The 22,232-nt window shown below is 40.9% G+C and carries 19 protein-coding genes; 12 read left to right on the top strand and 7 right to left on the bottom strand.

All coding sequences use genetic code 11. From position 1 onward, the window contains the following. The first annotated feature begins 188 nt into the window (after positions 1–188). The 5 genes from POV27_RS19260 (at position 189) to POV27_RS19280 (ending at position 4,376) form a co-directional block, all read left to right on the top strand. Entirely contained in the window at positions 189–851 is a 663-nt protein-coding gene (locus POV27_RS19260; protein ID WP_272864430.1) for a hypothetical protein, read from the top strand. A gap of 79 nt (positions 852–930) precedes the next feature. Beyond that, positions 931–1,602 (top strand): hypothetical protein, encoded by a 672-nt coding sequence (locus POV27_RS19265; RefSeq protein ID WP_272864431.1) that lies wholly within the window; start codon positions 931–933, stop codon positions 1,600–1,602. 100 nt (positions 1,603–1,702) lie between these two features. Continuing rightward, complete coding sequence (prfA, locus tag POV27_RS19270) at positions 1,703–2,779, top strand: peptide chain release factor 1 (RefSeq protein WP_272864634.1); 1,077 nt, start codon at positions 1,703–1,705, stop codon at positions 2,777–2,779. An 18-nt stretch (positions 2,780–2,797) separates the two neighbouring features. Then, complete coding sequence (pyrF, locus tag POV27_RS19275) at positions 2,798–3,616, top strand: orotidine-5'-phosphate decarboxylase (RefSeq protein WP_272864432.1); 819 nt, start codon at positions 2,798–2,800, stop codon at positions 3,614–3,616. Next, positions 3,546–4,376, top strand: coding sequence for an ABC transporter substrate-binding protein (locus POV27_RS19280; RefSeq protein ID WP_336375851.1), 831 nt, complete (start codon positions 3,546–3,548; stop codon positions 4,374–4,376). The genes pyrF and POV27_RS19280 overlap by 71 nt, the downstream gene beginning before the upstream one ends. Here POV27_RS19280 and POV27_RS19285 read toward each other — a convergent pair. The 3 genes from POV27_RS19285 to POV27_RS19295 form a co-directional block, all read right to left on the bottom strand. Beyond that, entirely contained in the window at positions 4,373–5,083 is a 711-nt protein-coding gene (locus POV27_RS19285) for a DUF4197 domain-containing protein (RefSeq protein WP_272864433.1), read from the bottom strand. The genes POV27_RS19280 and POV27_RS19285 overlap by 4 nt on opposite strands. A 152-nt stretch (positions 5,084–5,235) precedes the next feature. Then, complete coding sequence (locus POV27_RS19290; RefSeq protein WP_336375852.1) at positions 5,236–5,679, bottom strand: type 1 periplasmic binding fold superfamily protein; 444 nt, start codon at positions 5,677–5,679, stop codon at positions 5,236–5,238. Positions 5,680–5,813: 134 nt separating this feature from the next. Continuing rightward, positions 5,814–8,213, bottom strand: a complete 2,400-nt coding sequence (locus POV27_RS19295; protein ID WP_272864435.1) for a TonB-dependent receptor — start codon at positions 8,211–8,213, stop codon at positions 5,814–5,816. A 642-nt stretch (positions 8,214–8,855) separates the two neighbouring features. On the opposite strand from POV27_RS19295, the gene POV27_RS19300 reads away from it, so the two are divergent. The 5 genes from POV27_RS19300 (at position 8,856) to POV27_RS19320 (ending at position 18,090) form a co-directional block, all read left to right on the top strand. Continuing rightward, positions 8,856–12,281, top strand: a complete 3,426-nt coding sequence (locus POV27_RS19300; protein ID WP_272864436.1) for a methylmalonyl-CoA mutase family protein — start codon at positions 8,856–8,858, stop codon at positions 12,279–12,281. Between the two features lie 77 nt (positions 12,282–12,358). Next, entirely contained in the window at positions 12,359–13,465 is a 1,107-nt protein-coding gene (locus POV27_RS19305; RefSeq protein WP_272864437.1) for a helix-turn-helix domain-containing protein, read from the top strand. 104 nt (positions 13,466–13,569) lie between these two features. Then, the gene (locus POV27_RS19310; RefSeq protein WP_272864438.1) at positions 13,570–15,120 is read left to right on the top strand and encodes an alanine/glycine:cation symporter family protein; all 1,551 of its coding nucleotides are present in this window, start codon (positions 13,570–13,572) and stop codon (positions 15,118–15,120) included. A 74-nt stretch (positions 15,121–15,194) separates the two neighbouring features. Further along, positions 15,195–16,577 carry a TPR end-of-group domain-containing protein gene (locus POV27_RS19315; protein WP_272864439.1) on the top strand — a complete coding sequence of 461 codons (1,383 nt, stop codon included), beginning with the start codon at positions 15,195–15,197 and terminating at the stop codon, positions 16,575–16,577. Between the two features lie 133 nt (positions 16,578–16,710). Beyond that, positions 16,711–18,090 (top strand): hypothetical protein, encoded by a 1,380-nt coding sequence (locus POV27_RS19320; protein ID WP_272864440.1) that lies wholly within the window; start codon positions 16,711–16,713, stop codon positions 18,088–18,090. A 2-nt stretch (positions 18,091–18,092) separates the two neighbouring features. Here POV27_RS19320 and POV27_RS19325 read toward each other — a convergent pair whose 3' ends face one another. Continuing rightward, positions 18,093–18,488 (bottom strand): hypothetical protein, encoded by a 396-nt coding sequence (locus POV27_RS19325; RefSeq protein ID WP_272864441.1) that lies wholly within the window; start codon positions 18,486–18,488, stop codon positions 18,093–18,095. Between the two features lie 130 nt (positions 18,489–18,618). Between POV27_RS19325 and POV27_RS19330 the strand changes: the two genes are divergently transcribed. Next, complete coding sequence (locus tag POV27_RS19330) at positions 18,619–19,059, top strand: Lrp/AsnC family transcriptional regulator (protein ID WP_272864442.1); 441 nt, start codon at positions 18,619–18,621, stop codon at positions 19,057–19,059. Here the strand turns inward: POV27_RS19330 and POV27_RS19335 are convergent. Next, positions 19,056–19,805 carry a DJ-1/PfpI family protein gene (locus tag POV27_RS19335; RefSeq protein WP_272864443.1) on the bottom strand — a complete coding sequence of 250 codons (750 nt, stop codon included), beginning with the start codon at positions 19,803–19,805 and terminating at the stop codon, positions 19,056–19,058. The genes POV27_RS19330 and POV27_RS19335 overlap by 4 nt on opposite strands. A gap of 2 nt (positions 19,806–19,807) precedes the next feature. After that, a complete protein-coding gene (locus POV27_RS19340; protein WP_272864444.1) occupies positions 19,808–21,016 on the bottom strand; it encodes an MFS transporter in 1,209 nt (402 codons plus the stop codon). Positions 21,017–21,245: 229 nt separating this feature from the next. Between POV27_RS19340 and POV27_RS19345 the strand changes: the two genes are divergently transcribed. Continuing rightward, on the top strand, positions 21,246–21,857 hold the full coding sequence (locus POV27_RS19345; protein WP_272864445.1) for a DUF1684 domain-containing protein: 612 nt from the start codon (positions 21,246–21,248) through the stop codon (positions 21,855–21,857). On the opposite strand, the gene crcB is transcribed toward POV27_RS19345, so the two are convergent. Then, positions 21,854–22,225, bottom strand: a complete 372-nt coding sequence (crcB, locus tag POV27_RS19350; protein ID WP_272864446.1) for a fluoride efflux transporter CrcB — start codon at positions 22,223–22,225, stop codon at positions 21,854–21,856. The genes POV27_RS19345 and crcB overlap by 4 nt on opposite strands. Positions 22,226–22,232: the final 7 nt, after the last annotated feature.

A 22,232-nucleotide genomic window follows, 5' to 3' on the forward strand; every position in this document is an offset into this window, starting at 1 on the left:
ACACTCCTAAAAAATGAGTGTTTCCACGTAGTAATTATTGTAAGAAAATTCCTATTTTTCGCACCAAATATTGTGTTGTTTTATCTTCGTAAATAGAACAACAGCGTTTTTTGAGCTAAATGCGAGTGGGGTTTTTACATAAAAACTACAAGGCAATAGTTACCATTCTCGGAATTGTTTTCTTGTTAGTGAGCATCTATATTCATTTAACTGGCGATTTCTTTACTTATAGACTGAGCCGGGGAGTCATCATTTTTTTCTTTTTAACCTTGTTGCTCTATTATCAATCTGGTAGGATAAACCGTGTATTGGTTACTTTCATGCTCTTTTATGGAATATCCAGTATCCTCACCATTTGGTATGAGGATGCAACCAGTGCCACGGCGGCGATGATCATTAATTTAGTAGCTTACTTGGTACTCATTATCTCCTTGATAAGAAGGGTTACTATTAAGGGAATGAACACTGCGCTCTTAATGGCTTTTGTGGTTTTAATTGGAGTTAATGGATATCTTCTTTACGAATTGGTGCTAATCCTTAAGGAATTCGCCTTAAACAGCTTACACTATCTGTTTATTCTGCTAGGGTCCATGGCCCTTGCGCTAGTAGGGTTTTTAGCACTTTTGTACAACCATAAACATAGTAGTAAGGTAACGCTGTTCTTTACTTTTTTTGTCTTTTTATTGATTTTTTCTGAAGTATTCCGTGCCTTGGGATATTACGATATCGTCTATGGAGACATCGCTGTGTATATCGCTAGATTCTTGCTTATAGCTGCTCTTTCCATGCTTTTGAATCATGCCATAATGGACAAAAAAGCAGGAGAGCAAATAGGGTCGAATAGATCATAATTAGTATATTGAATTCGTAACACTAATAACCCAATTTCTGAAATCAACGTTATTACCCCCAAATCGTTGGATAATCTATGTGTTTATCCCATTGGTGCTTTTGGGCGTTAGCTTAGCGCTTCACCCCAACGAAGATCACTATTATTTTCGCGGAATGCGGATGATGGTAAGCTTGGTTTCATTCTTGCTTATCGCACTCTTTGCCATTAAAAAGAACGGTTTGCTTTTGGCATTTGCTGTTTGCTATAGTATTTCTAGCTTATTAACGCTTTGGTACGAACTCGATGTTTTTGCAACGCTTTCCATGATCGTAAATGGAGTCTCGTTTATTTTTCTCGGAATTTTGATTTTTAAAAAACTGGAGTTCAGAATGCCAGATCGATGGTTTCTGGCCTCTTGGATACTCGCTACCCTAGTCATAGGCTGGCTCATGTATTCCTTTCTCGATATTTTATACAATTACGTGAGTAGCGTTAGGTTGTTTGTTGCGATTTGCTTTAGTTCTGGTATTATGTTCTTATTAGGAGTAATCGCTTTCCTATATAACAATCAGCAAAACAGCCGGAATTCCATCATTTACGTGTTTTTTCATCTTATCCTCGCTTTTGCCGAGATGTTCCGGGGTGTAGGCTATTACGATTTTGTCGATTCTGTTTCCGGCCAGTACATTGCACGATTTTTATTGATTGCCTCTTTTACATTGTTTTTGCGCTTTTCGCAATTGGAATTGCGGGGTACACAATACCTGTAAAGCCCCTGTTCGGGACGATAGCATTCACCTGCCGATCCTCCCAAAATCCCCTTATTTGTTACCTGAAATTATTGTAAATTTGACCGATTATTACGGACCTATGTTAGAAAAACTTGAAATCATAAAACAACGCTTCGACGAAGTAAGCGATCTCATTATACAACCCGATATCATAAGCGATCAGAAACGATATATTCAATTAAATAAGGAGTATAAGGATTTGAGGTTACTTATGGATAAACGGAATGAGTACGTTACACTGCATGGCAATTATGAGGAAGCCGAAGAGATTATTAAGGATGGAAGCGATGCAGAAATGGTAGAGATGGCCAAAATGCAGTTGGACGAAGCCAAGGAACGTTTACCAGAACTGGAGGAGGAAATCAAGTTTTTATTGATTCCTAAAGACCCCGAAGATGCCAAGAATGCGGTTATGGAAATTCGAGCCGGAACAGGTGGAGACGAAGCCAGTATCTTTGCTGGGGATTTACATAGGATGTACACCAAATATTGCGAAAGCAAAGGGTGGAAGGTAAGCGTTGTCGATTTTAGCGAAGGTACCAGTGGTGGATTCAAGGAAATCCAATTCGAGATAACCGGGGAAGATGTTTACGGAACCCTAAAGTTCGAAGCAGGAGTACACCGTGTACAACGGGTGCCACAAACCGAAACCCAAGGGCGCGTACATACCAGCGCTGCAACAGTGATGGTATTTCCGGAGGCTGAAGAATTCGATGTAGAAATAGATCCAAAAGATGTTCGTATCGATTATTTCTGTTCCTCAGGACCGGGAGGTCAGTCTGTAAACACTACCTATTCGGCAGTACGATTAACGCACGAACCAACGGGGTTGGTAGCGCAATGTCAGGACCAGAAATCCCAGCATAAAAACAAGGAAAAAGCCTTTAAGGTATTGCGTTCGCGATTGTACGATCTGGAATTGGCCAAGAAACAAGCGGAAGATGCCGCAAAAAGAGGGTCTATGGTGACCAGTGGGGATCGTAGTGCGAAAATTAGAACCTACAATTATCCACAGGGAAGGGTGACTGATCACCGTATTAATCTTACGCTATACGATTTGGGGAATATTATAGACGGGGATATCCAAAAGATCATAGACGAATTGCAATTGGTAGATAATACCGAGAGGCTCAAAGAATCTGGGGAAACCTTTTAATTTCGAAGTAATTACTTCATGACGACCGAACAGCTTGTTTCCGAAATTCATAAGAAGAAGTCCTTTCTTTGTGTAGGTCTTGATGTTGATCTCTCAAAGATACCAACACATTTGTTGGAAGAAGAGGACCCCATTTTTGCCTTCAACAAGGCAATTATCGATGCTACCCATGATTTGACGGTGGCCTACAAACCGAATACTGCTTTTTATGAAGCGTATGGATTGAAAGGGTGGAAGTCCTTAGAGAAAACCATAGCGTATCTCAATACCCAATATCCCGAAGTCTATACAATCGCAGATGCGAAACGTGGCGATATAGGGAATACTTCTAGAATGTACGCCAAGGCTTTCTTTGAAGATCTGGCGTTCGACTCTATTACCGTGGCACCCTATATGGGTAAGGACAGCGTGGAGCCCTTTTTGGAGTTTACCGATAAACATACCATTCTTTTGGCACTTACCTCCAATGCGGGCGCCTTCGATTTTCAAACCAAGGAAGTAGCAGGGAAGGAACTTTACAAGGAGGTGCTTGAGACCTCGAAAACTTGGGAGAATTCAGAAAACCTAATGTATGTGGTAGGTGCTACCAAAGCTGAGTTTTTGGCAGATATCCGTACAATCATCCCCGATAGTTTTTTGCTGGTGCCTGGAGTAGGAGCACAGGGAGGTAGTTTATCTGAAGTGTGTAAGTATGGAATGAACGAACAAATAGGATTGCTTATCAATTCCTCCCGCGGCATCATTTATAAGTCTAATGGTACCGATTTTGCTGAAGCTGCTCGCACCAGTGCGAAAGAACTTCAGTCGCAAATGGAAGCCATACTCCATGCGCGTTAAGGATCAATTAAATAGGACCCTTCAATTTTCCGAAACCCCTAAACGCATTGTTTCCTTGGTTCCGTCTCAAACCGAATTATTGGTTCACTTGGGCCTTAGAGATCGTATCGTAGGCGTTACTAAATTCTGTGTGCATCCCGAAGAGCTTCGAAAAGAGGTAAAAGTGGTAGGAGGGACCAAGAATGTCCATTTCCATAAGATTGCCGATCTCCAACCCGACATCATTATTTGCAATAAAGAGGAAAACACCCAAGAGATTGTAGAAAAATGCGAGGAAATCGCACCCGTTTGGGTAAGCGATATGGTGAGTATTGAAGATAGTTTGGATATGATGACCCGTCTCGGGGAACTGCTGGGAGTGTCCCAAGCAGCTGGAGAACTGACCGACGGTATTAGTTCGGCAATAAAGGATTTTGACGTTTTTATGGCAGATAAGCCTGAAAAAAGAGTGGCATATCTTATCTGGAAGAAGCCCTATATGGCAGCGGGAAAGGATACCTTTATCAATACACTGTTACGCCTTAACCGATTTGAAAATGTGTTGGAAAAGGAGCGCTATCCCGAAGTTACCTTAGAAGATATGAACCAGGCCGATCTCATTTTGTTGTCTTCAGAACCGTATCCCTTCAAAGAGAAAGATGTGGAAGAATTGCAACAAAAAACAAACGCCACCGTCCGTTTGGTCGATGGCGAATATTTTAGCTGGTATGGCTCGCGCTTATTGGGAGCCTTTCCTTATTTCAAATCTTTGCATACTTAATCCTGAAGGGCAAACACCTTTCTAAGCAAATCGGTCGTTCTTGAAGATATTTTGGTCCTAATTTGCTTCTCTTCGACTGAGATCATGGTATACACCCCTTTCAAAGCTTCATTAGTCACATAATCGGTAAGGTCTGGATTTACCTTGTTCACAAAAGGGATGGTGTTGTATTTGTTAATGATGTTTGTCCAAATCTGATCAGCACCTACCTTTCCAAAAGAATTCTGAATCACCGGGCTAAACTTGTTGTAAAGTGCGGTATTCGTTCTTCCTTTCAAATAATTGGTGGCAGAATTATCTGGACCCAAAAGAATGTTTTTGGCATCGTTAAAAGTAATTCCCTTTACGGCATCTACGAAAATGGGAGTGGCTTCTTTCACCGCATCTTCGGCGGCGCGGTTCAAGGCCTTGATGCCTTCATCTGCCAAGCTACTCAAGCCAATATCCCTAAGTGCCTTGTCTACTTTCTGTAATTCTTCAGGAAGTAGGATTTTTACCAATTCATTTCTATAAAAACCGTCTTTTTGGGTAAGCTTTTGTACTTGCTTGTCAATTCCAAAATCAAGGGCCTGTCGTAAACCATTCCCGATCATGGCATCGCTAATACCGCCATCTCCTTGGGGTAAGGTGCTAACAACATTTTGAAGCTCGTCACAGGAAGTTGATACAAAAACGAGTGCTATCAACAAGTATAATTTCTTTATCATAAAAGTCTGTTATATCGATTTAACCAAAGATACTAACTTAATCGGTATAGGGGATTGAATTTTCCTAAACCAAAAGCTCTTTTCGATAGATGACAAAGAAAAACGGCTACCAACTCGTGGTAGCCGTTTTTTCAAGATATAATATTCGAATCTTAGTTGATGGTTACATCAAAAGTTTCTGCAATATCAGTTTCTCCACCAGCATCTGAAGGAGTTCCATCATTTGGCTTTGTAGGCTCATGACGAAGGATAACCGTAAGTGTTCCTGCACCTGCAGTATTTGCAGTAAGCGTGAAAGCTAATCCAACAGGATTTCCATCGGCATCTTGGTCAGAATATGCAGTAGTAACATCCAATCCAGCTCCGGCAACATAGAAAATTTGGTGTTCTTCGTCTTCTTCAGCAATTTCCGTAGTTATATTCTCTGCTGGGGTTTCAGTTTCATTTAAGAAAACAGCAGCTCCGTCATACGTAGTTCCAGCTGTCAAATCACCTACTACAGTAACTACAGGTGGGTTTGGGCCATCACCATCTGCATCACGAGTTTGCATAACAACCGCTGTTCCACCACCCTGTGGAGTCAAAGTAATTGTCATGGTTGTGATAACCTCCTCTTCGTTAACTTCTTCAGGAGTATTATCGTCGTCATTGTTACATGCTACGAAAAAGGTAGCAGCAAATAATAATAGCGTTAAAAATTTAAAAGTTTTCATTAGTCTCTTTTTTGTAATTAATAATTGATTTTAAGGTTTAATAAAATATTGCGTCCTAGATCATCCGCATAAAACCGGAATAGATTTAAGTAATTTCTGTACGATTCATTCAGTAGATTTTCTACAGACAGTCCAAGGACAAGTTTGCTTTTGTTTTTTATTGTGAATGGATATTCAGCACTAAAATTCAGTAGAAAATATCCATCGGGTGGTGTGCTTATATCTAACAATTCAATACTGTCGGTTTCAGGTATAAACACATCATAATTGTTGTTAGGGAATTCATTTTGCCTAAATGTATAGGTGCCTCCCAATGCCATTTTTAAGTTGTTTAGGCTCGGATTTTCATACGTTAACCTATTGGCGAATCGGGTTGCAGGTATGTTGATTAAAGGTTGGTCGTTATCAACTTCATACGCTTTTACGAGCGAAAATTGGCTTTCCCAGTTTAGATGATCCGTAAGAGATAAGGAAGTATCTAGATCAACTCCCAAAAAATAGGAGTCGGTTTGGCGATATTCCCAAACTTGGAAATTTCCACGGATTGTTTGTTGTATTTCTGTGGGTTCTATGACTACAAAGTCTTCAATAAAATTGGCATATGGATTTAGGGTGAATTGAAACCCATTGAGTTTTCCTTCAAGAGTCAATGAAAACTTATTCGAAACTTCAGAGTTGAATCGTAAGTCTCCCAGCTCAATTCGGGAAGCAGAATGGTGTAGCCCTTCACTGAATAATTCAGAAGGGTTAGGAGCCCTGGATGCCAACGCATAATTAAAATATCCCCTAATTTGGTCAGAAAATTCATAGGAAACTCCTGCTGTTGCAGATACGTTTGTGAAATCAAGTACGGGATTGGTGAGTACTTGAGTCCCTAAATCTTCAACGACCAATTCTGGAAAAAGCTCATCATAGTTTCGCAATTCCCAAAGGGAGGTGCGATAGAACTTAAATACATCCATGTGCGTATAATCTAGACGAATTCCAGCTTCAACAAGCAATTTGTCGTTTGCCTCATAATCACCAATAGCATAGGCGCCCATATGATATCTTTCATAATCTGGTATGAGTCGACGTACACCCGTAGATGGGTCTGGAAAATTTTCCTGATAATCACCGACAATACCTGATTTGAAATTAAATCCATCGGAGAGTCTTGTTTTAAAGTCGATGCCAACGGTATGCGTCTTTAGGTTAAGGTCTACAGAAGGCTTTCCCGCATCATCCCCACGGCGGATATCGAATTCCAATCGATCGTTTTGCTGGTAGGTGTAGTGGAAGGCTATATTGGAATGTTCTCCGAAATTCTTATCACCCTTAAGTTTGAATACTTGATGGGTAACTTCCTGTCGGGGCACATCGATATCATAAGTGAAATCTCTAATGATTAATGGCTCTGAACTGTTAATTGCCATAAATTGGTCCATAGGCCCGCCCAAATGAGAAGCTCTTAAAATTCCTATCTTGTTTTTGAAGAAAGAATAGCTCCCTTCCAAACGATAGGTAAATCGATTCACCCCAAAACGAGTGAAAAGGCTTTTCTCATCTGCCCCAGTATTGCTTAAGACATAATCGGGTGCTTCAAAATCCCCAAAACGCCGTAAAGTTCCTTGTACTTGTCCGAAAAATCCACTCTCAAATCCTTTGGTGAGTTGGGAGGTAATAACGCCACCCCTTCCATTAGATCCCAAGGTAAGTAAGGTTTTACCAAACAATGTATCTTTAACAACTACTCGACTGGGTTCCAAAATAATGGCACCACCAATGGCATCACCACTGTATTGTAATGCAGCGGCATTTTTAATCACAACAACCTTGTCGGATGCATTTATATCGATATTTGGGGCATGTTCCACACCCCATTCTTGGTCTTCCAAACGGGTTCCGTTGTTAATGATAGTAACTCTACTACTATGTAAGCCATTAATGATGGGCTTCACTATAGTATTACCCGTATTAAGTGAGGATACACCGCTAATTTCATTCAAGGCATCTCCCAATGATTTTCCGCTATTGCGTTCCAAATCTGCATTAGAAAGTCCTACTTCCTTCACCGAAGTCAACTTATTGTACTGAGAAGTTCCCTGAACGATTACCTCGTTAAGTTCTTCGAGATGGTGTTCCATACGGAAGGTACGTTCCATGTTCGATCTAAGAACAATGTCTCTTGTTATCGTAGTACATTCGGGGTGAGAAATAGTAAGGGTATAGTTGCCAGAACACAATCTGTTGAACTCGTAATACCCTTCTTCATTTGTAATGGCCGTCTTGCTAAGTTCTTTGATGTAAATCATAGCTCCGACATGTGGTGCATTATTATGAAGGTCAATAACCTTACCCGATAATGTAAAATCACATTGTTGGCCATATGCCGCAAACTGTAAGGCACATGCCAATAAAAAAATACGTAAACGCATTAATCTCTTTAATTATCCTCTGTTTAGAATATAACAGTACTCGACTAGGATAAATAGGGGGTTTCGCTTGCTACTTCTAAGTCGAGATTTGATTGGAATATTTAAGAAAGGGAAGGTGGGCCTCTTAGGAATCTAAAGTTTAAGACGTATGAACTATGAGACGTGTGATAAAAGCTTTCGGGCCCCTCTTCGATGATAGAAGTAGAAAAAACTTCAAAAGTTTCAAAGGGAGTATGTACCGAAGGCGTAAGTAATACAAAACAAAGGGAACACTCAAAATGACCCTCATGAATATGGGCCGCGGTTTCCTTACAGTTTAGATGTTCGTCATCCTCACTATGGTTGTGAATTGAGTTTATGACAGTGGGAAGCAACACCAAAAGTACCATGAGCGGTACGATAAATAGGTGCGTGATGTTTTTCTTCCGAATCATTTATGGTAGACGTAATTACGGAACCAACCACAAATGTAAGCTATTTTCGCTAATTGACATCGTAAAATCTCATAAGGTGGGCCTCTGGGATGGTCTAAGCATTCAATGGAAGGAGGCTTGTATCGCCAACTCGTTAAATTCCGAATAGAACCCCCGATTTATTGCGAATTTCGTAAATTTGCACTTCAAAATTCAACCTATTTTATCAATGCAGCAACAAGCGCCTTATGTTCCAAAAAATAAAGTAAGAATTGTAACCGCGGCTTCCCTGTTCGATGGTCATGATGCAGCCATTAATATCATGCGTCGTATCATTCAGGCTACAGGGGTAGAGGTCATTCACTTAGGGCACGACAGAAGTGTAGAGGAAGTGGTAAATACGGCTATTCAGGAAGATGCCAATGCCATTGCCATGACTTCGTATCAAGGAGGACATAACGAGTACTTTAAGTATATGTACGACTTGCTGCAGGAAAAAGGAGCTAGTCATATCAAAATCTTCGGTGGAGGCGGAGGAGTCATCCTTCCTTCAGAAATTGAAGAACTTATGGAATACGGAATCACCCGTATCTATTCTCCAGATGATGGACGCGAGATGGGATTGCAGGGAATGATCAACGATTTGGTGCAGCAATCGGACTTTCCGATAGGAGATAACCTAAATGGAGAAGTAGATCGTCTTTCCGAAAAAGTTCCAGGTGCCATTGCACGTGTTATCTCTTCTGCGGAGAATTTCCCAGATGTGGCCAAGGATACTTTAGACGCTATTCACAAAAAAAATAAAACCATCAGCACCCCTGTATTAGGTATCACAGGAACAGGAGGAGCTGGTAAATCTTCTTTGGTCGACGAATTGGTACGCCGATTCCTCATCGATTTCCCTGAGAAGACCATCGGACTTATCTCGGTAGATCCTTCCAAACGAAAAACGGGAGGAGCTTTGCTGGGAGACCGTATCCGAATGAACGCAATCAATTCACCACGAGTGTATATGCGAAGTTTGGCTACCCGCCAGAGCAATTTGGCCCTTTCCAAATATGTAGCCGAGGCCATTGAAGTATTAAAGGCTGCGGAATACGATCTTATTATTCTTGAAACTTCAGGAATAGGACAGAGCGATACCGAAATCTTGGATCATAGCGATGTTTCCTTATATGTAATGACTCCTGAATTTGGTGCTGCAACCCAGTTGGAAAAAATCGATATGTTGGATTTTGCCGATTTAGTGGCGATCAATAAATTCGACAAAAGAGGTTCTTTGGATGCCCTTCGCGATGTGAAAAAGCAATACATGCGCAATCACAACCTTTGGGATACCCCTCAAGATGATTTACCCGTATACGGAACCATTGCCTCTCAATTCAACGATCCGGGAATGAACCAGCTATACAAGGCGATCATGGATGAGTTGGTAGAGAAGACAGAGGCGGATCTTAAAAGTACCTTCGAGAATACCGACGAGATGAGCGAAAAAATATTCGTGATTCCTCCTGCTCGTACCCGATACCTTTCTGAAATATCCGAAAACAATAGAGCCTATGATGTTCGTGCTACAGAACAAGTTGAAGTAGCCCAAAAGCTCTACGGAATCTACAAAACCTTAGAGTCTGCTACCGATACCAAGCTTAGCCTTACTAAGCATGGTATTGACGAAGATGTGTTAAATGCTTCTATTACTGAAGATAATTCCACCTTGGTCGATTTGCTGAAAAAGGAATTTGACCGTGTGAAGATGAATTTGGATCCCTACAATTGGGAAATCATTACCGGTTGGGACGAAAAGGTGAATCGATATAAAAACCCTGTCTATTCCTTCAAGGTACGTGACAAGGAAATTAAAATCGATACCCATACCGAGTCCCTTTCGCATACACAGATTCCAAAAGTGGCCCTTCCGAAGTATCAGGCTTGGGGTGATTTGTTACGTTGGACCCTACAGGAAAATGTACCTGGAGAATTCCCATTTACCTCAGGATTGTATCCTTTCAAAAGGACAGGAGAAGATCCTACGAGGATGTTTGCAGGAGAAGGAGGACCAGAACGAACCAATCGCCGTTTCCATTATGTGAGTTTGGGAATGCCAGCGAAGCGCCTTTCTACAGCTTTCGACAGTGTAACCCTTTATGGAAATGATCCAGGACACCGTCCTGATATTTATGGGAAGATTGGAAACGCAGGAGTTTCCATTTGCTGTTTAGACGATGCCAAGAAACTGTACTCTGGGTTCGATTTAAGTCACCCAATGACCTCTGTGAGCATGACCATTAATGGTCCGGCCCCTATGTTGCTTGGTTTCTTCATGAATGCTGCGATCGATCAGAATTGTGAGAAGTACATCAAAGAGCAAGGATTGGAGGCAGAGATCGAAGCCAAGATTGCTAAACTATATAAAGGAAAAACCCGTCCACAGTACCAAGGAGATCTTCCTGAAGGAAATGATGGATTGGGATTGATGTTGTTGGGGGTAACAGGAGATCAGGTACTTCCAGCCGATGTATACGAAAAGATAAAGGCAGAAACCTTAACACAGGTGCGTGGAACTGTTCAGGCAGATATCCTAAAGGAAGACCAAGCACAAAACACTTGTATTTTCTCTACGGAATTCGCCCTGCGACTCATGGGAGATGTGCAGGAGTATTTCATTCAGCAGCAAGTACGAAACTTCTATTCGGTTTCAATTAGTGGATATCACATTGCCGAAGCTGGAGCCAATCCTATTACCCAATTGGCATTTACCTTGGCCAACGGATTCACCTATGTGGAGTACTACTTGAGCCGCGGAATGGACATCAATAAATTTGGACCTAACCTTTCGTTTTTCTTTAGTAATGGAATCGATCCAGAATATTCGGTGATTGGTCGTGTTGCCAGAAGAATCTGGTCCAAAGCCTTGAAACACAAATACGGTGCGAATCCAAGGGCACAAATGCTGAAATATCACATTCAGACCTCCGGGCGTTCCTTGCATGCACAGGAGATCGATTTCAACGATATTAGAACTACTTTACAGGCATTGTATGCGATCTACGATAACTGTAATTCACTACATACCAATGCTTATGATGAAGCCATTACTACACCTACCGAAGAAAGTGTACGTCGTGCGATGGCGATTCAGTTAATCATCAATAAGGAATTGGGATTGGCGAAGAACGAGAATCCGATCCAAGGATCCTTCATCATCGAAGAGTTGACCGACTTGGTAGAAGAAGCCGTATTGGAGGAATTCGATCGCATCACCGAACGTGGTGGTGTATTGGGCGCCATGGAAACTATGTACCAGCGCAGTAAGATTCAGGAAGAGAGTTTATACTACGAAACCTTGAAGCACACGGGTGAATTCCCTATCATTGGTGTGAATACTTTCTTAAGCAGTAAAGGGTCACCTACGGTATTACCAGCTGAGGTAATTCGTGCCACCGAAGAGGAGAAACAGTACCAAATTGAAGTGGTAGAGGGCCTTAATACGCATCACGAGACAAAAGTTGCTGATTTGTTGAAAGACCTTCAGAAGAAGTCGATCAATAATCAGAACATTTTTGAAGCTTTGATGGAGGTTTGTAAATATGCTTCTTTGGGTCAGATCACCAATGCGTTGTTCGAAGTAGGAGGGCAGTATCGTCGTAATATGTAAGGCTGTTCCCAGTCCTCTTTTATTTGCAATTATCTGAAGAAATTTTCGATTATCTTTAGCTATTCAGTTACTGAATTGTGCACACGATAATCGAATATACTGTTACCGCTGTGGTTTGTTTAATCACGGCCGTGGTCATTCAGCGAATTTTCATCAAAGAAAAACGGCGCAGGGATACCACCTCCGAGATTCAGGGAATTAAATGGTTTGGACTGGCCATTTTCGCTTGGGGTGTAGGTGCATTGGTGAATGCCATATTAACCATAGGTTTGGGATGGCAGGCGGTTAGCAAGTTTATTATTTACTGGGGCGTATGTATCTCTTTGGCCAATTCCTTGTTTATCATTCTTTCACTTCCTTCTATTGAACATGCAAAGAAACGCAGCCCACTGGTGCGCCTTGTGAACCGTTTTAGTGTAAAAGAGTTTATAGGGCTTTATGCGGTGGTGTTGGGAATGATTGCTTTTGTCTTTGTGGCAACATCCTACAATAATGAAAGCATCAGTAATAATTTTATTTGGTTAATAGACATTCCGATTTCTATTTTGGTAGCCTTTTCTTTGTTATATGAGTTGAACAATGCGTTCTCTTCCCGGAACATGCGATTTATGTACTTACCTACCGTGGTATTGTTCCTGTTGATTCTTGTAGCTGTTACCCACCGTATTATTCCTCAGGATAGGGCCCTGGAGGTGATCAATCAGGATTTTTGGGCACAGATAGGAAGTATGACGGCCATTTCTTTTAAGTTCCTGTTTATTTTACTGTTTTCTATTTTGCTCTACAGTTGGAAATTTCTCACCGAAAAGGAACAACAACAGTCCTTGGCTCAAAAGCTGGAAGAAGAAAATCAGGCTTTGGGAGCCACTATAGAAAGGTTGGATTTGGCCAATGAAAGCCATTTGGATACTATAAAAACATTAAAAAAAGAACTGAAGGCTTTACAGGATGCCAACAAAGTTGAACTTTCGCTACGCCAGAAAGAGGTTTTGGGAAATTTAGCCTCCTATGGAAATGATAAGTCCTATAACGAACTTGCCGAGGCTATGCATATTAGTGTGGATGGTCTTCAAACTCATATTCATCAGATAAAGAAAATACTGAATATAAGTGGAGCCCAGGGTAAAGAACAATTAATTGCCTTTGCCAAAGAGCATGGTCTGGAAGACTATGCCACCCTTTAAAACCACTGTTTTTACTATGGTTAACCATGGTGCTTTCTATTTTTAAGCAATGAGTAACCTTTTACGGTGTTCGCTTTTACTACACTTTTGGGAAAAAGATTTATATGCACATTTTCCTAAGTTCCCAACAAACATTCGATCAAAAAATAAACGAGCAGTTCAGTGAAGCCACAAGTTGGTTTACCAATGCAATCTTCGCGGAAATTCCCCTGACGGATACCACCGGAATCCCATGGGTATTAATTGTATTACTATTGGGAGCAGGGTATTTCACCGCGTATTTTAAAGGGATTAACATTAGAGGTTTTATTACTGCGATTAGGGTGGTACGCGGTAAGTACGATGCGTTGGAAGAAGGTGGAAAAGTTTCTGTCTTATCTTCAGATCACTACCGTGATGAAGATCATCCAGCGACCATTCGGGTTGAAGGGGAGGGAGAGGTGAGCCATTTTCAGGCATTAACCGCAGCGGTATCTGCGACTGTAGGGCTGGGGAACATTGCTGGGGTGGCTATAGCACTTTCCATAGGGGGTGCAGGGGCCACTTTGTGGATGGTTTTGGTGGGTGTTCTCGGCATGGCCTCTAAGTTTGTAGAGTGCACCTTGGGAGTAAAGTATAGGGAGTCCGATGCCAACGGGACCATTTTTGGAGGCCCGATGTACTATTTAAAAAATGGGCTCAAAGAGAAGAACTTAGCCGGACTGGGAAAGGTCCTGGCAATAGTGTTTTCCATCATGTGTATAGGAGGGTCCTTTGGCGGAGGAAATATGTTTCAAGTAAACCAAGCATTTAAACTATTTGAACATGTAACTGGCGGGCAAGGTAGTTTCATACATGGAAAAGGATGGTTGTTCGGTTTGGTTATGGCCATATTGGTGGGAGTCGTTATTATAGGCGGAATCAAGAAAATAGCCAAGGTAACAGACAAAGTGGTTCCTGTTATGGTGGTTATTTATTTATTGGCCGTGCTCACCATTTTGGGTATAAATTTTAGTGAAATCCCAAGTGCGCTTAAGTCGATATGGGATGGTGCTTTTAATCCGCAAGGAATTACCGGTGGATTTGTAGGAGTGCTTATACAAGGTTTTCGTAGAGCAGCCTTTAGCAACGAAGCTGGGATAGGGAGTTCGGCCATTGCACATAGTGCTGTAAAAACAAAATATCCCGCGAGTGAAGGATTGGTTGCACTCCTTGAACCTTTTATAGATACGGTGATGGTATGCACCATGACTGCTTTAGCATTAATCATCACGGGTCAAATTACCACGGGGGTTGTACTTAGTGATGAGGAAGGGGTTTTGCTTACTGCGGCAGCCCTAGAAAGTGGAGTTTCTTGGTTTCCCTATGTATTGTCGGTCGCCGTAATTCTCTTTGCTTTTTCTTCCATGATTTCATGGTCTTATTACGGTTATCAGGCTTGGAGTTATTTGTTTGGGAATAGTAAGAAAAAGGAATACACTTATAAATTAATCTTCTGCATGTTTACCGTTGTGGGTGCCGCTATTACATTGGGATCTGTCACTCTTTTTAGCGATGCTATGATCTTTGCCATGTTGGTTCCCAATATGATTGGTCTTTATCTACTGAGAGCCAAAGTTGGGGAAGAACTAAAAAGGTACATGAAGTTGATTCGGAAATTCGAATCCCGAATTTAAGAAGTAAGCCAACTAGTTAGTTAATTAACATTTTTTTATATTACGAATGGGCTACTTTAGGTCTTATGCTATTGATGAAAAGAATTATGGTAGTCGCCCTATTATTTTTGGGCTTGTCGGGTGTATTTGCCCAAAAAACAGTTTTTGAGAAAGAAAAGGTAATAGATTCCATTTCGGTACCCGGAACAGAGGAAACCTTTGCGTTGTATTTGCCGTCCTCTTATGAGCCAAACACCTTATCTTCCGTCATCTTTATTTTTGAACCAACAGCGCGTGGGAAATTTGGCGTAGAGCAATTTATACAAGCTTCGGAACGCTATAACCATATCTTAGTATCTTCTAATTTCACACAAAATTTTAATAAGGACAATTTCGATGTCATCAACAGGCTTTTCGATACAGTTTTTAGCACATTTTCTATTGATGAAAAGCAGATATATACGGCTGGTTTTTCAGGAGGTTCTCGATTGGCAACTACGGTTGCAGTACTAACGAACCAAATAGAAGGCGTCATTGGCTGTGGTGCCGGTTTTTCCCCTAATGCACCAGAAACACCCAATCCATCTCATACGTTTTCTTATGTAGGCCTCGTGGGGACTCTAGATATGAACTATCATGAAATGTATAATGCTACAGCCTATTTAGGAAGGATTAATTTAGAAAATGAATTGTTTACCAATGGAGATCCGCACAAATGGCCAGAACCCAAACAATTATCAAAAGCCATTGGTTTTCTAGAATTACAAGCCTATAAAAAAAACAGAAAGCCTAAAAGCAAGGCGATAATTAAGAGCTTATATGAAGAATGGTACAGAGATGGACAAGAAGCCGAGAATAGAGGAGAGTGCTCTAAGGCAGTGGAGGTTTATGAACGGCTTAGGCGTAATTTTTCACGATACTATGATTTAGACTCTATAACAGCAAAGATTAAGTCATTGCGAAGCAAAGAGTCTTTCAAAACAGAAGAGAAATTAAGAGCCGATATCCAGACGGAGGAGGATAAGGTGAAAAATGTGTTTTTAGATCGAATAAAAAAGGAACTCAATGCAGTATCACAATCTACAAGATTCAAGTGGTGGAAAAAGGAACTTGAAAAATTCAGAAAAAAATATTCCGAGTCAGATAAATTGGTATTAAGGGAATTAGGAGCCCGAATAGAAAATATGTTATTCGTTGCTGTTGTGGAAAATGCCCAAGTAGGTTTACGTGATAAGAATATGAAAAAAGCCCTCTATTGCCATCATTTATTGGAGACCATGCAACCTGAAAAAGTATATCCACAGTTTCTATTGGCTAAGGATTATGCCTTAGCTAATAACAAGGAGAAAATGTTTGAACACCTTTATTTAGCAAAGGAAAAAGGACTTACCAAAAGAAAGTATATTGAGAATGAAGAGGCTTTCCAAGCGTATAAGAACGATCCCGAATTTATCGAATTTTTAAAAGGACTCAACTAAGAATTGTTAAGTAAGTGACCATACATGAAGTTGCTTAGAAAGTTTGAATCTGGAATTTAAGAAGTAAGTCAACTAGATAGGTAACTAGTGATTGTTTCTAGCATAAATATAGTACTTTGGTTCTGTGATACCGATGAAAAAAATAATAGTAGTCCTACTTTTATTTCATGGATTGTACGGGTTTTCCCAAGAACAGGTCTTTGAAAAAGGGAAGGTAATAGACAATGTTCCGGTAAGTGGGACAGATGAAAGCTACGCGCTGTACTTACCCAAGAATTACGATCCCAATACCTTATCGTCGGCCATATTCATATTCGATCCGAGCGCTCAGGGAAAACAAGGGGTGAGCTTGTTTGTGGAGGCAGCGGAGCGATACAATCATATATTGATCTGTTCCAATCAGACGCGGAATCACATCAAGAACAACTTCGATATCATCAATCGCTTGTTTAATACGGTATTTAGTACCTTCAATATTGATGAGAACCAAGTGTATACGGCCGGGTTTTCAGGCGGTTCGCGATTGGCTTCTACTGTTGCGGTGCTTACCAATAAGATTGAAGGTGTGATCGCTTGCGGTGCTGGTTTATCACCTACACCGGATCATACACCCAATCCTTCGCATTCATTTTCTTATGTAGGCTTGGTGGGGGCATTGGATATGAACTACCATGAAATGTACAATACACAGGTGTTTCTACAGAAGATGAATTTGGAGAATGAGTTGTTTACCAACGATGATCCCCATAAATGGCCAGAACCTTCACAATTGGCCAAGGCCATTGGATTTCTAGAATTACAGGCGTATAAAAAGAACCGAAAGCCGAAAAATGATGCACTGATTCAACTTCTATATGAAGAATGGTATTTGGATGGAAAACGGGCAGAGGGAAACTCCGATTTCCCCAAGGCTGTGGAAGAATATGAGCGACTAAAGCGAAATTTTGGACGCTACTACAATCTGGATAGCATTACCCAAAGAATAGCGCGTTTAAAGAAGAGCAAGGAGTACAAAAGACAAGAAAAGCTGAGAGGAACTATTGAAGGGGAAGAGGAACGCGTTAAAATGGTGTTCTTCGATCGATTCCAACGTGAAATTAGTGCCAAGACCCTGCCCAAGAAGTGGAAGTGGTGGGAAAAGGAAGTTCAGAAGTTGCGTGAGGATTATTCGGAAGCCTCAGACGCCGCTTTGAAACAATTAGGCGCACGGGTAGAGAATATGTTGTTCGCTGCGGCCATAGAAACCGCTAACAACAAATTGATAGAAAAGGATGTTGAAAAAGCGATTTACTGTCATCGCTTATTGGAAATATTTTCGCCAGAAGCGCCCTATCCACAATTTCTCTTGGCGAAGGACTATGCTTTGCTCAACGATAAAACCAAAATGTTGGAGCATCTGTATTCAGCCAAGGAAAAAGGACTTTCGGAACGTAAGTACATAGACGGTGAGGATGCGTTCCAACGTTTTAGGAACGATCGTGAATTCACCGAATTTGTAAATGGTTTGAAATAGCGCTACAAGCTAAGCATCCAGCTTCGTTGCAGTTTGCGGAATTTTTTCAATTCTGCCCTGAGAATGGGTAGAAAATCCCTTCCGTTACTGTGTGTTCTCTCCAAACGTTCACAGTTTTTGTACAAACGATTGGTTAAACGTGTAATGGAAGCCGCATATTTGTGCTTATCTTTGGTATGCGAATGATTTTCGGCCTTCAAGATTTCCGGTGCTAAGGAAACCGATTGTTGTACGATATCACCCGTAAAATAGATATTCGGATTTTCCGCTCCATTTTGTTGAAGCTGGTTAAGATCGTCCACGTAATAGTGAGAAATTCGTCGGGATAGGGTAAAAATCTCTATAGCCTTTTGATATAAAGGCGATTGCGGTAGGTGATTTGGAACGCTGGGTAACATAATAAATAAAGTCTTCTTCTAGCAATTGTATCAAATTTAGTAACAAATAAGGACATAAATCTTTAAGTTTTAAAGAAGAATTGTTCTTTTGGTTTAAAAATGTGTTAATTTGCGTTAAAATATTTCAAAAATGAAGATTGACTCCCTCAACTGGCAAATCCTTAGTTGTTTACAACAAAATGCTAGACAATCCAATGCCGAAATTGGACGTAAAGTAGGCATTAGTTCCCCAGCTGTAGCAGAGCGAATTCGTAAGATGGAAGATGCGGGTTTAATACAAGGATATTATGCCGATGTTTCTCCTTTTGAAAGCGGTTATCAACTAAAAGCCATCGTTACGTTAAGAGCATTTATGGGAAAACTAAAACCCTTTTTAGCGAAGGTGAAGACCTACGATGAGGTTATTAACTGTTATCGAGTCACTGGGAACGAAAATATTGTGATGGAAGTGATCTTGAAAAACCAAAAACACTTGGAAATATTCATCGATCAATTAATCACCTATGGTGAATGTAAAACGCAAATTGTCCTCTCACAGATTGTTTCCAAAAACGAGGTGAAGTCCGTTTAGTCTTCTGCTATCACCAAGTGAGGGACATCGTCCAAGTTCCAATCGATCACCAGTCCTCCTGCCAACGACTGTGTTATTTCCTTTCCGTATAGGTATTCACATAGATATAAGGCGGCTTCAAAACTTTTAGCCCCTCCGGCTGAGGTGATGTACTTTCCGTCATGTACAAACAAAACATCTTTCCTCACGTCCAAATCGGGAAACATTTCACGCATGGCATCGATATCGCTAGGAAAGGTGGTAGAAACGGATCCGTCTAGTAATCCCGCTTTGGCCAATACAAAGGCTCCATCGCAATGAGACGTGACGAACTGGGCCTCTTTGTCCACTTTTTGAACAAAGGCGATCATCTCCTCATTTTCCAAATCGGTGTCTAAATGATGTTCGGCACTGGGAACCACCAAAATGTCAATCTTGGGAAGACTATCGGTTTTGTAATTGAAATCGGGTAGAATTCGCATACCTTCGAAAGTAACGATGGGATCATCGGTATCGGCAACAGTAAACACATTCATAGGTTTGATGTTCTTTCTAAAAATGGTATGTTGAAAGATATCGAAAGGAGCCGTAAGCTCTGTATTGTAAACCCCTTCCATAATAAGGAACCCAACATTATATCGGTTGGGTTCCAATACAGGAAATGTTTTCTCTTTCTTTTCAGGAGTTGAGGTAATGGGTTCTTTTTCGGTGGTATGTTGGCAGGCCGCAAGACTCAATACGAGCCAAAGCAATAGGATGTTTTTCATATTCAAATGTACCTATTTCGAACCAATTTATGCAACCAAAGACTCATGCCTCCCACCATGAGCAAGGCTACAAACATAATATACCAGGTCATATCATAACCAAACTCATTGGCTAGGTTCATTCCCCCATTATGTCCAAATATGTGAGAAAGTGAAAAACTCATGCTAAACAATGCCATATAAGTGCCTTTTCGACCTTTGGGAGACATTTCCAAAGCTAGGGAATTCGCAAAAGGCGAACCAATCATCTCTCCAATAGTCATGAGGATCATTCCTATGACCAAAACTCCTACCCAGGAACTCATATTCAGTACCACAAAGCTTAGCGCTAAGAAAATCATACTCCAAAATATAGCCATGGTTTTTGAAATTTTGATTTTCTCCAGCCATCCCACCAAAGGCATTTCCAAGAATACGATGATAGCTCCATTCAAGAAAAGGATAAGGCCTATGATATCTTCAGATAAGAAGTGAATATTCTTATAATACAATGGAACCACAGAAAAATACTGAACAAACATGATTCCGCTAAAGATCATAATTGCTATAAGGAGCATGTATACCCCATTCTTATAAGGCGATATGCCCTGTTTGTCATTGCCCTCCGCCAACTTTTCTTTTGCGGTTTTAGGCTTCAATAACATAAATAACATAGCCGCTGCGACAATACAAGAAATTCCATCTATCCAGAATAAGGACGAATAATTTATCCGAGCGATTATAAGTCCTCCAATCATTGGTCCTATAGAAAACCCTAGGTTTATGGCCAAGCGTATAAGCGCAATACTTCGGGTGATATTTTCAGGTTTGCTATATGCATCGCAAGCTACAAAGACAGCAGGACGATAGGCATCGGCAACAAAAATCAGAATGAAAACTCCAATACATAGTTCCGCAAGAGTATCCATATATTGGAGACCGATGAAACCTAATCCACCCAAAAATAGACTTAGGATAATGACTTTGTAAAAACCTATTTTATCTGTTAGTTTGCCTCCGACGAGGGTACCAAAGAATGATCCCAAACCGAAACTGCTCATAATCCAACCTATTTGCGGTAGGGAGAAACACTTATCATTTTCTAAATAGAGGGATAAGAAGGGAATTACCATAGCCCCTGCTCGATTTACGAAAGTCACCAGAGAGAGCAACCAAATTTCTTTGGAGAGTCCTCTAAAGTTGTTTAGGTAATGTGTAAATAGTGTTTTCATTTTGGTTAGGTGTATATAAAAATAAAACGTCCGGTAGGCTTACCGGACGTTTTTATATTGAATGTGTTTATAGTGCTATTGTCAATACGTACATATCCGGTCTCGGCGGTGAGTCACCGAGGTCTTTTGGATTTGGATATATGTACGGTTTAGCATGATTTGCTTCTTTGAACGATCAAATGTAGCAAATTTTTTAATTGAATTATCTTTACGATTAGAAATTATCCATATGAAACGAATTGTTTGTATTCTTTTGGCTGTCTTTTCCATGTCCTTGGTCTTGGCACAGTCTGATTCAGAAATCATAAAAGGGATTGAGGCCTACCAAGAAGAGGAAAATGAGAAATTTGGCGATCCAGAAACGACCATCCTGGAGCCCAAAGACCTCAAAGAGTTCAAGGAATTGGATTTTTACCCCATCAATTTGGCATTTCGTATAGAGGCACAGTTTGTGAGAACCCCAGATGAAAAGCCGTTTCTCATGCCTACTACTACCGATCGCCTTCCCGAATATGTGAAATATGGCGAACTTCACTTTTCACTCCAGGGAAAGGACTTAAAGCTGAATCTTTATCAGAGTACCGATCATGAGACCTCCGAAGGGTATGAGGACTATCTGTTCTTGCCTTTTACAGATCTTACTAGTGGTGATGGATCTTACGGAGGAGGCCGCTTTTTAGACGCTCGTATTCCCGAGGGCGATAGGATGATTATCGATTTCAATAAGGCCTATAATCCGTATTGTGCCTATAGCAAGAACTACTCTTGTCCCATACCGCCACGAGAAAATGATCTATTGGTGCGTATTGAGGCTGGAGTCAAGGATTTTGGCGATCATTAAAATAAACGCACCAGCCACATCCCAATAAACACGGCCGCAAACCCTAGGATAAAACTTCCAAGCGTATACAATGCGAAATTGAAAAGGTCTCCACTCTTCAGGAAGACATGGTTTTCATAGGCAAAGGTGGAAAAGGTGGTGAATCCACCACAAAAGCCAGTTGCCAATAGTAGCGTTGTATTTTCAGAAAGGTATTCATTCTTAGCTGCCATGCCCAAAATGATTCCTATGAGCAGACTTCCCAAGACATTGGCGGCAAAAGTACCGTATGGAATTCCGGTAACAGAGCTATTCAGGTATTTGCCCAATCCATACCGTAGGGTACTGCCCACACCGCCTCCTAGGAATACCAATAAAAGCTGTTTCATCCGTTAT

Origin of the sequence: Aureisphaera galaxeae (assembly GCF_028561275.1) — a bacterium.
GTDB classification, from domain to species: Bacteria; Bacteroidota; Bacteroidia; order Flavobacteriales; family Flavobacteriaceae; genus Aureisphaera; species Aureisphaera galaxeae.